This is a genomic window from Parabacteroides faecalis, from assembly GCF_022809355.1.
GTDB classification, from domain to species: Bacteria; Bacteroidota; Bacteroidia; order Bacteroidales; family Tannerellaceae; genus Parabacteroides; species Parabacteroides faecalis.
In genome coordinates, this window is record NZ_JAKZMM010000078.1 from 1 (window position 1) to 10,125 (window position 10,125).

Genomic DNA, 10,125 nt, shown 5'->3' on the forward strand with positions numbered 1-10,125 from the left:
TTCCGAACAGAGAAGTTAAGCCTCGTCACGCCGATGGTACTGCGTAACAGTGGGAGAGTAGGTAGCCGCCGTTTTAGAGAGAGAATGAAAGCCGGTTCAACAAAATGTTGAGTCGGCTTCTTTCTTTGTTTAGACCTTGACAAGACGATTTCTCAGGTAGTTATCCAAATAACCAGCGAAAACATTGTTCATGTAGTCGTGGAGAATGTACCTTCAAGGATGCTTGCGGGAGCAGAATCGTTTACATTGCTGGCATATATCATACCCCAGCAATGTACCTAAAATGAAATCTTCTTCAGGAGATAATTGGTTAAGAGGGCGAGTGACAAGTAATCAGATGGTTTCGATACATTCCGGTTTGCCAAAGTAAAGATTGACACAGCGATCGCTGGCCTCTTGCTTGATAAAGCAAATCTTTTGGCTTTCCAACCGTTCGACGGCTATCGGTTCATAGCATTTGTTTAATGTACATAAAACCATGTTGCGTACTCCTTTTTTATATTCGTAGATGTGATTGAGGAATACTTTTATTTCACCCGGAATGCCAGTGCTCGTCATAACCATAAATTCTGCAGTCTTTAATAATACTTTACGCTAGTCCTTCTGTTTTCAGTTGTTCTATCCAATTCTCTATTCTTTCAGCTGTTTGATCGTCTTCGTTCATTTCATCGAGGGGTAATCCGATAAATTGGTCGTTAATGACGGCCGTTGAAGTATCAAAAGAGTATCCATCTGTGCTGACTGTTCCGATGAATTTAGCCCCCGTTCCTTGTAGCTCTTGATAAATTGTGCCTAGGGCATCACAGAATGTATCGCCAAAAGAAGCCGAATCACCGCAGCCGAACAATCCGATCAATTTATCAGACAAATCCAATGATTTGATTTTAGCAAGGAAATCAAACCAATCATCTTGCAAGTCTCCAGCGCCCCATGTCGAACTGCCTAATAGTAGAACTTCATACTTTCCTAGATCGGCTGGAGAAGCTGTCGCTACATTGTATACATCTGTTGCTGGAATACTTAACAGATTCGCTATCTGGTTTGCAATATTTTCGGTCGTTCCACTGGATGAACCGAAGAAAATTCCTGTTTTTTTCATTCTGATATGTTTTAATGTTAGTAACGATTGCAAAGGTCTCCTATTTCAAAAACTCAATCAATACCTAAATCGATGTATTTTATAAGCTGATAATACCTGAAAAGAAGTATATTCACATCAGCTTAAAAAGTCATTTTACACGAATTATCCTGATAGATTCTCGTTACTTTTAATATTTTTCTTACGGTTTGTAATTTTTATTACGAAAAAAGTTAGGAATATATTTTGTGGTTTCAGAAAACAATGTAACTTTGCACCGTCAAAAAGATAAATAGAAAAAAGATAATTCAAATGGAACAGATTTTGCGTAACAGTCTATTGAATTCGTTGGGTATTATTATTATTCTACTCTGGCAACAGGATAGGAAGTGAGACGGTGCGTGATTCTGTAAGATGAAATAAGGATAAAGACCTTTCTCGCTTCCCTGTGAGAAAGGTCTTTTTTATTTGTATATAATTCTATAAGATAAAACAGATATGTCAGACAGATTATTTATTTTTGATACGACACTTCGTGATGGGGAGCAGGTTCCCGGATGTCAGTTGAACACTGTTGAGAAGATTCAAGTGGCAAAGGCATTAGAGGCTTTGGGAGTTGATGTTATTGAAGCAGGTTTTCCGGTTTCAAGTCCAGGTGATTTTAAGAGTGTAGTTGAGATTTCTAAAGCTGTGACTTGGCCTACGATTTGTGCTTTGACTCGTGCAGTTGAAAAGGATATTGATGTTGCTGCTGAAGCTTTGAAGTTTGCTAAGCGTTCTCGTATCCATACGGGTATCGGAACTTCTGATCCTCATATTAAGTATAAATTTAATTCGACACGAGAAGAAATTATTGAAAGAGCGATTGCTGCAACTAAATATGCTCGTAAGTATGTGGATGATGTTGAGTTTTATTGTGAAGATGCAGGGCGTACTGAAAATGAATATCTGGCCCGTGTGGTAGAAGCAGTCATTAAAGCAGGTGCTACTGTCGTGAACATTCCGGATACAACCGGTTATTGTCTGCCTGATGAATATGGTGCCAAGATCAAGTATCTGATGGAACATGTGGATGGTATTGAAAAGGCTATTCTTTCAACTCACTGCCATAATGATTTGGGAATGGCTACTGCCAATACCGTTCAAGGGGTACTGAATGGAGCTCGTCAAGTAGAAGTAACGATTAATGGTATTGGAGAGCGTGCCGGAAATACTTCTTTGGAAGAAATAGCCATGATTTTCAAGAGCCATAAAGAATGTGGAATTACGACTAATATCAATACTACCAAAATATATGGTATCAGCCGGACGGTGTCTAGCTTGATGAATATGCCGATTCAACCGAATAAGGCGATTGTGGGAAGAAATGCTTTTGCGCATTCGTCTGGAATTCATCAGGATGGAGTTTTGAAGAATGTACAGACTTACGAGATCATTGATCCGAAAGATGTTGGTATTGATGATAATGCTATCGTTTTAACTGCCCGTAGTGGACGTGCCGCTCTGAAACATCGTCTGCATGTGTTGGGTATAGAGACTAATCAGGAAAAGTTGGATCAGATCTATGAGGATTTCTTGAAACTGGCAGACAAGAAGAAAGAAATTACGGATGATGATGTACTTGTATTGGCAGGAGCAGACCGGACAATGAATCATCATATCAAATTGGATTATCTGCAAGTGACGAGTGGTGTAGGTGTCCGCTCAGTAGCCAGTTTAGGATTGAGTATAGCTGGTGAGAAATTTGAAGCGGCGGCTTCAGGAAATGGTCCTGTAGATGCAGCCATCAAAGCATTGAAGCAGATCATACATCGTCAGATGGTACTGAAGGAATTTACGATCCAGGCTATTAGTAAAGGTAGTGATGATGTGGGTAAAGTACACATGCAAGTGGAATACGACGGTCATGTTTACTATGGCTTCGGAGCTAATACGGATATCATCGCTGCTTCGGTAGAAGCTTACATTGACGCTATTAATAAATTTGTAAAATAACAGAGCATGAATACGCTATTTGATAAAATATGGGATGCCCACGTGGTTCAGCAAGTGGAAGATGGGCCTGTCCAGTTATATATTGACAGACTATATTGTCATGAAGTGACAAGTCCGCAGGCTTTCCAAGGATTGCGGGAAAGAGGATTAAGTTGTTTCCGTCCGGATCATATCTTCTGTATGCCGGATCATAATACACCAACACATGATCAGGACAAACCGATCGAAGATCCGGTTTCAAGGGCTCAGGTGGATACGCTGGAGAAGAATGCTAAAGAATTTGGTTTGACTTATTTCGGCATGATGAATCCGAAGAATGGAATCATTCATGTTGTTGGTCCCGAACGAGGATTAACTCTTCCAGGAATGACTATTGTTTGTGGTGACTCACATACTTCTACACATGGAGCTGTTGGTGCCGTTGCCTTTGGTATTGGTACGAGTGAAGTGGAAATGGTCATGGCTTCCCAATGTATTTTGCAGTCTCGTCCGAAAACTATGCGGATTACGATTGATGGTAAGTTGGGTAAAGGGGTAACCGCAAAAGATGTGGCTCTTTATATGATGTCAAAGATGACTACCAGTGGGGCTACCGGTTATTTTGTTGAGTATGCCGGCGAAGCAATCCGCAGTCTGACAATGGAAGGAAGACTGACTCTTTGTAATCTTTCTATTGAAATGGGAGCACGTGGCGGTATGATTGCTCCGGATGAAGTGACCTTCGCCTATTTGAAGGGACGTGAATATGCACCGAAGGGCGAAGCGTGGGATCAGGCTTTGGCTTATTGGAAGACTTTGAAGAGTGACGATGATGCTATCTTTGATAAAGAAGTACGTTTTGATGCGGCTGACATTGAACCGATGATTACTTATGGAACCAATCCGGGAATGGGTATGGGAATTACGAATTCTATTCCGACAACCGAGGGAATGGGCGAAGTTGAGAAAGGTTCGTTTGAGAAATCCATGCATTATATGGGATTCCAACCGGGCGAGTCGTTGTTAGGCAAGCCGGTAGATTATGTCTTTTTGGGAGCATGTACAAATGGACGTATCGAAGATTTTCGAGCTTTTGCTTCCGTTGTAAAAGGTCGGAAGAAAGCGGAACATATCACAGCATGGCTTGTTCCTGGTTCATGGATGGTAGATGCGCAGATTCGGGAAGAAGGTTTGGATAAGGTATTGGCAGAAGCTGGTTTCGAGATTCGTCAGCCGGGTTGTTCCGCTTGTCTTGCTATGAATGACGATAAGATTCCTGCCGGCAAATATGCAGTCTCGACTAGTAACCGTAATTTCGAAGGTCGTCAAGGCCCAGGTTCGCGTACTTTGTTGGCTAGTCCGCTTACGGCGGCTGCAGCTGCAGTGACAGGCGTCATTACTGATCCTAGAACTCTTTTGTAATATGTCTTTTATTTTGAGAAGTTATTTATGAAACAAAAATTTAATATAGTAACAAGTACGTGTGTCCCACTTCCGCTGGAAAATGTGGATACCGATCAGATCATTCCGGCTCGTTTCTTGAAAGCAACTACACGAGAGGAAAAGTTTTTCGGGGATAACCTGTTTCGTGACTGGCGCTATCGTCCCGACGGTTCGTTGAATACCGATTTTGTCTTGAATGATCCAACGTACGGAGGACAAATTCTGGTAGCAGGAAAGAACTTTGGTTCCGGTTCAAGTCGTGAACATGCTGCGTGGGCTATAGCCGGTTATGGTTTCCGGGTTGTGGTTTCTAGCTTCTTTGCCGACATCCACAAGAATAATGAATTGAACAACTTTGTTCTTCCGGTGGTGGTGAGCGAGGCTTTTTTGCAGGAATTGTTTGATTCTATCTATGCTGATCCGAAGATGGAAGTCGAAGTTAATCTGCCGGAGCAGACGATTACGAATAAAGCAACCGGAAAATCGGAGCATTTCGAAATCAATGCTTATAAGAAACATTGTTTGATGAATGGGTTGGATGATGTGGATTTCCTGGTTGAAAACCGAGGAAAGGTAGAAGCATTTGAACAAGCTCGAAAATATTGATCAGGAGAAGTTTTTTATTCTTATTGAGGCGTTAGTATAGGTTTCCTGCCTATCGTTAATTCTTCTTTTGATCGGTAGGTATAATATTCAATCTAACGCCATATTCTTTAGTGCACGACGTGAACTAAGTAATCCACGGCGTGAACTACTTAATCCACGACGTGAACTAAGTAATTCTCGACGTGAACTAAAGAATTTAAAGGGTGTATATAAGAATTTCAGCCTGTGTATTCATTTTAATAGGTAGATGATGAACTTTGGAATAGGTAACCGTTCCAAATAAAGAATTTAATTTTTAGTATGAAGAATAAACATCCTCGTATAGAAATCATGGACACGACGTTGCGCGACGGTGAACAGACCAGCGGTGTTTCGTTTGTGCCACATGAAAAGTTGATGATCGCCCGTTTGTTACTTGAGGATTTAAAAGTAGATCGGGTGGAAGTAGCCTCGGCGCGTGTGTCGGAAGGCGAATTCGATGCCGTTAAGATGATTTGTAATTGGGCTGCCCAGCGAGATCTTCTTCCGAAGGTGGAAGTACTGGGGTTCGTTGACAAAAACGTATCGGTAGATTGGATCTATAATGCGGGATGTAGAGTCATTAACCTGTTGTGTAAAGGTTCGGAAAAGCATTGCCGTTGCCAGTTGAAGAAAACTCCCGAAGAACACATTGCGGGTATTACCGAGACCGTTTTATACGCTGTACAAAAAGGCTTGTCAGTGAATGTCTATCTCGAGGATTGGAGTAATGGGATGAAAGACTCACCGTCGTATGTTTTCCAACTGATGGATGCGCTGACTGCCCTGCCAATCCGTCGGTTTATGCTGCCGGATACATTGGGAATCTTGAATCCTTTGCAGGTGATCGAGTATATGCGTAAGATGAAGAAGCGTTATCCTGGCGTACATTTCGATTTCCATGCTCATAATGACTACGATTTGGCTGTAAGTAATGTGTTGGCAGCGGTATTAAGCGGAGTCAAAGGGCTGCATACAACGATCAATGGTTTGGGCGAGCGTGCAGGTAATGCTCCTTTATCGAGTGTGCAAGCCATATTAAAAGATCATTTCCAGGCGATCACGAATATTGACGAAAGCTTGCTGAATGAGGTAAGCCGCATGGTCGAATCGTATTCAGGAATCTCCATTCCGGCTAATAAACCGATTGTAGGAGAGAATGTCTTCACGCAAGTGGCAGGTGTTCATGCTGATGGAGATAATAAGAACAACTTATATTGTAATGATCTGCTTCCCGAACGTTTCGGACGCAAGCGTGAGTATGCGCTGGGTAAGAATAGCGGTAAGGCAAACATCCGTAAGAATCTGGAAACTTTGGGACTGGATTTGGATGAAGAGTCGATGCGTAAGGTGACGGAACGGATTATTGAATTGGGAGATAAGAAAGAAGTCGTTACTCCTGAAGACCTTCCGTATATTGTCAGTGACGTATTGAAACATGGTGTTGTCAGTGAGAAGGTAAAATTGAAGAGTTATATCGTCAATCTGGCCTATGGCTTGAAACCGATGGCAACCCTGAAGATTGAAATCAACGGGAAAGAATACGAAGAAAGTTCGAGCGGTGACGGTCAGTATGATGCATTCGTTCGTGCCTTGCGGAAAGTCTATAAGGAGACGTTGGGCCGGAAGTTCCCGATGTTGACCAACTATGCGGTAACAATCCCACCAGGCGGACGGACTGATGCCTTTGTGCAAACTGTCATTACTTGGAGTTTCGAAGGAAAGGTATTCCGAACTCGAGGCTTGGATGCCGATCAAACAGAGGCGGCTATCAAAGCTACCATCAAAATGTTGAATATGATAGAAGAATAATAGTAAACAAAATAAATCATCAAAGAAAATGAATTTCAAAATAGCTGTATTAGCCGGCGACGGAATCGGACCGGAAATTTCCGTACAAGGTGTAGATGTTATGACTGCCGTATGTGAGAAGTTTGCTCATCAGGTAAGTTATAAGTATGCTCTTTGTGGAGCAGATGCTATTGATAAGGTGGGTGATCCGTTCCCTGAAGAAACGTATCAGATTTGTAAGGAGGCTGATGCTGTATTATTCTCGGCGGTAGGTGATCCGAAGTTTGATAACAATCCTACAGCCAAAGTGCGTCCGGAACAAGGACTTTTGGCTATGCGTAAGCGTTTGGGACTTTTCGCAAATATTCGTCCTGTGCAGACATTCAAATGCTTGTTGCATAAATCTCCGCTTCGCGCTGAACTGGTAGAAGGTGCCGATTTTTTGTGCATCCGCGAATTAACCGGAGGAATGTATTTCGGAGAGAAATATCAGGACAACGACAAGGCCTACGATACGAACATGTACACACGTCCGGAAATAGAAAGAATCTTGCGGGTTGGTTTTGAATATGCCATGAAGCGTCGTAAACATCTGACGGTTGTAGATAAGGCAAATGTATTGGCCTCCTCTCGTCTGTGGAGACAAATTGCTCAGGAAATGGCTCCGAAATATCCGGAAGTGACTACCGATTATATGTATGTGGACAATGCCGCCATGCGTATGATTCAGGAACCGACTTTCTTTGATGTTATGGTGACTGAGAATACATTTGGAGATATCCTGACAGACGAAGGTTCTTGCATCAGTGGTTCAATGGGCTTGTTGCCATCTGCTTCTACGGGTGAAAGTACACCGGTATTTGAACCTATCCACGGTTCATGGCCACAGGCAAAAGGATTGAATATCGCTAATCCGTTGGCACAAATTCTCTCCGTTGCCATGTTATTTGAATACTTCGATTTAAAGGCTGAAGGTGCGCTGATTCGCGAAGCTGTAGATGCTTCATTGGATGCTTGTGTCCGTACACCGGAAATTCAGGTTGAAGGTGGTGCCAAATGCGGTACTAAAGAAGTTGGTCAATGGATCGTTGAGTACATTAAAAAGAAATAATGAGTATTGATGTTTTTTGAGTTTATAAGTTTTTGTATCCTTCGAGGAATGAAACTTATAAACTCAAAAACTGAAAAGCTTATACTTATTCGCACATTCGTAATAGTTCTTCCACGATCGCTTGATCATAGCCCATTTCCTGCGCTTTCAAGAAATCTTTCTTGGCCGATTCTTTTTCATATTGTGCCAATTTGACTTTCCCTCGCAAGATATATAAAGAAGCATTGGGCGTACTTTCTACGAAAATCCGATTAATATCGCTCATGGCACGGGCATTTTTCCCCATCAGGAAATAAAGATCAGCCCTTCCTTCATACAAGATCCAGTCACGAGGCATTTTATCAATCAGGTAATTATAGATCCGTTCGCTTTCATCATAATTCCCTCGCGTCTTTTCCAAGATGGCATATCCCATGCGGGCCAAAACCGACTTTTCGTTCAGTTGGAGAATTTTGTCGAAATCACCTTCTGCCGCTGCATATTTCTTTTGTGCCAGATAAAGCAGTCCGCGTGCATACAGTGATTCCTGATGTTCCGGATCTACAATCAGCAACGCATTATAATCGTTAATGGCTTTGTCTATTTCTCCCAATTCCGTGTAAAGCGAAGCTCTGTTTTCCAATATGGTAACGCTTTTGGGGTGACGGCTTAACGCTGCTGTATAAGAAACGATTGCCTCTTGTTTTTTCCCTTGTCTCCGTTGAATTGTTCCTAAATTACAGAGTAAAGCAAAATTAGCCGGATTACCCGGTTCTTCGCGCATGGCGTTTTTGAGCGCTTCTTCAGCCGAAACTAAATCGTTTTTATCAAAATAATCACAGCTTTTCTGTATCCATTCTTCATAAGTCTGTGCAGAAAGAGACCCGAAGCCACAAGAAATAAAAAAAATCGAAAGAAATATAAATCTTTTTCCCATTTAATTTGTTTACTAAATAAGCACGTGCAAAACTAAGGATTTATTTCGGCTATTTGTCCAAATATAAATTATTTATAGCTTTGCTACACTTTGTAAGAATTCAAGAAAGAATAAGTTGAGTGATAACGGATAAAGCAAAACAAATTTAAAATAGAAAACAATATGATTTTATTAGAAGTAGTTGAAACGGGCACTAAGTTGTCTCGTGTATTAGATTCTCTTGTTGAGCAGGGAGCTGCTTTGGGTTGGACTTTTATTAAAGCCTTGCTGGTATTTATTGTAGGTCGCTTTTTAATCAGTATGATTAATAAATTAGTACAGCGAGTCTTGTTGAAGCGAAATATTGATCCTTCCATCAAAACTTTTGTCGGTAGTTTAATCCACATTATATTGATGATTCTGCTGATTGTTTCGGTTGTTGGAGCATTGGGTGTACAAACGGCTTCGTTTGCCGCTTTATTGGCTTCTGCCGGTGTGGCAATTGGTATGGCTTTGAGTGGTAATCTGTCGAACTTTGCCGGAGGCTTGATTATTCTGATCTTCAAGCCTTATAAAGTAGGTGATTTTATTGAAGCCCAGAATCTTTCAGGAACAGTTCGAGAGATTCAGATCTTTCATACGGTATTGACAACTACCGACAATAAGGTGATTTATATACCCAACGGTTCATTGAGTAGCAGCGCTGTTATTAACTATTCATACCAGCAAGTTCGCCGTATCGATTGGACATTTGGTGTAGAATATGGTACAGATTATGCTAAAGTCAAAGGGGTTTTGGAAGAAATCCTTGCAAAAGATGAACGAATCTTGCAAGAACCGGCCGCTCCTTTTATTGCTATGAGTCAATTGGCCGATAGCAGTGTGAATTATGTTGTCCGTGTTTGGGTAAATAGTCCGGATTATTGGAATGTTTATTATGACATCACTCGGATTGTATATGAACGTTTCAATGCAGAAGGCATTGGTTTCCCATTTCCTCAGCTAACCATACATCAGGCTAAGGATTGAAGCCTTTTGTACAGAAAACAATTGGGTTTGTTCAGAAAACATACCGTTTAGAAAGATTCTTTTGATTCTGATTGACTATGCCTAAATTTACTTTACACTTTTTTGATACGTTACTAAAAAACTCTACAGATAAAATAAGTCTTACTAAAAGGCTTTACATATTACCTTTGCAAAGATAAA

The 10,125-nt window shown here is 41.3% G+C and carries 8 protein-coding genes, 1 rRNA gene and 1 pseudogene; 7 read left to right on the forward strand and 3 right to left on the reverse strand.

The window, feature by feature from the left end; genetic code table 11:
* Nucleotides 1-74 (forward strand): 5S ribosomal RNA (gene rrf, locus MUN53_RS18425); the annotation flags it as partial.
* A 139-nt stretch (nucleotides 75-213) separates the two neighbouring features.
* On the opposite strand, the pseudogene MUN53_RS17525 reads toward rrf, so the two are convergent.
* Both MUN53_RS17525 and MUN53_RS17530 read right to left on the reverse strand, forming a co-directional pair.
* A pseudogene (locus MUN53_RS17525) lies at nucleotides 214-558 on the reverse strand (DUF2023 family protein).
* A 31-nt stretch (nucleotides 559-589) separates the two neighbouring features.
* Nucleotides 590-1,099 (reverse strand): flavodoxin, encoded by a 510-nt coding sequence (locus MUN53_RS17530; protein WP_243326675.1) that lies wholly within the window; start codon nucleotides 1,097-1,099, stop codon nucleotides 590-592.
* Between the two features lie 477 nt (nucleotides 1,100-1,576).
* Between MUN53_RS17530 and MUN53_RS17535 the strand changes: the two genes are divergently transcribed.
* From MUN53_RS17535 to leuB, 5 genes are all read left to right on the forward strand, one after another.
* Nucleotides 1,577-3,073 (forward strand): 2-isopropylmalate synthase, encoded by a 1,497-nt coding sequence (locus tag MUN53_RS17535; RefSeq protein ID WP_022454577.1) that lies wholly within the window; start codon nucleotides 1,577-1,579, stop codon nucleotides 3,071-3,073.
* Nucleotides 3,074-3,079: 6 nt separating this feature from the next.
* Nucleotides 3,080-4,474, forward strand: a complete 1,395-nt coding sequence (gene leuC / locus MUN53_RS17540) for a 3-isopropylmalate dehydratase large subunit (RefSeq protein WP_243326676.1) — start codon at nucleotides 3,080-3,082, stop codon at nucleotides 4,472-4,474.
* A gap of 27 nt (nucleotides 4,475-4,501) precedes the next feature.
* A complete protein-coding gene (gene leuD / locus MUN53_RS17545) occupies nucleotides 4,502-5,101 on the forward strand; it encodes a 3-isopropylmalate dehydratase small subunit (protein WP_243326677.1) in 600 nt (199 codons plus the stop codon).
* 300 nt (nucleotides 5,102-5,401) lie between these two features.
* The gene (locus MUN53_RS17550) at nucleotides 5,402-6,931 is read left to right on the forward strand and encodes an alpha-isopropylmalate synthase regulatory domain-containing protein (protein ID WP_243326679.1); all 1,530 of its coding nucleotides are present in this window, start codon (nucleotides 5,402-5,404) and stop codon (nucleotides 6,929-6,931) included.
* A 28-nt stretch (nucleotides 6,932-6,959) separates the two neighbouring features.
* Nucleotides 6,960-8,021, forward strand: a complete 1,062-nt coding sequence (gene leuB / locus MUN53_RS17555; protein ID WP_243326680.1) for a 3-isopropylmalate dehydrogenase — start codon at nucleotides 6,960-6,962, stop codon at nucleotides 8,019-8,021.
* 85 nt (nucleotides 8,022-8,106) lie between these two features.
* Here leuB and MUN53_RS17560 read toward each other — a convergent pair whose 3' ends face one another.
* Nucleotides 8,107-8,937: a tetratricopeptide repeat protein gene (locus MUN53_RS17560; RefSeq protein WP_022454571.1), complete on the reverse strand. Its 831-nt coding sequence runs from the start codon at nucleotides 8,935-8,937 to the stop codon at nucleotides 8,107-8,109.
* Between the two features lie 162 nt (nucleotides 8,938-9,099).
* Here MUN53_RS17560 and MUN53_RS17565 point away from each other — a divergent pair, with 162 nt between their 5' ends.
* Entirely contained in the window at nucleotides 9,100-9,945 is an 846-nt protein-coding gene (locus tag MUN53_RS17565; protein ID WP_243326682.1) for a mechanosensitive ion channel family protein, read from the forward strand.
* Nucleotides 9,946-10,125: the final 180 nt, after the last annotated feature.

Coding starts and splice junctions, on each gene's coding strand:
- MUN53_RS17535 (WP_022454577.1), top strand. CDS start 1,577: ATGTCAGACAGATTATTTATTTTTGATACGACACTTCGTGATGGGGAG.
- leuB (WP_243326680.1), top strand. CDS start 6,960: ATGAATTTCAAAATAGCTGTATTAGCCGGCGACGGAATCGGACCGGAA.
- MUN53_RS17565 (WP_243326682.1), top strand. CDS start 9,100: ATGATTTTATTAGAAGTAGTTGAAACGGGCACTAAGTTGTCTCGTGTA.
- leuD (WP_243326677.1), top strand. CDS start 4,502: ATGAAACAAAAATTTAATATAGTAACAAGTACGTGTGTCCCACTTCCG.
- MUN53_RS17550 (WP_243326679.1), top strand. CDS start 5,402: ATGAAGAATAAACATCCTCGTATAGAAATCATGGACACGACGTTGCGC.
- leuC (WP_243326676.1), top strand. CDS start 3,080: ATGAATACGCTATTTGATAAAATATGGGATGCCCACGTGGTTCAGCAA.
- MUN53_RS17560 (WP_022454571.1), bottom strand. CDS start 8,937: ATGGGAAAAAGATTTATATTTCTTTCGATTTTTTTTATTTCTTGTGGC.
- MUN53_RS17530 (WP_243326675.1), bottom strand. CDS start 1,099: ATGAAAAAAACAGGAATTTTCTTCGGTTCATCCAGTGGAACGACCGAA.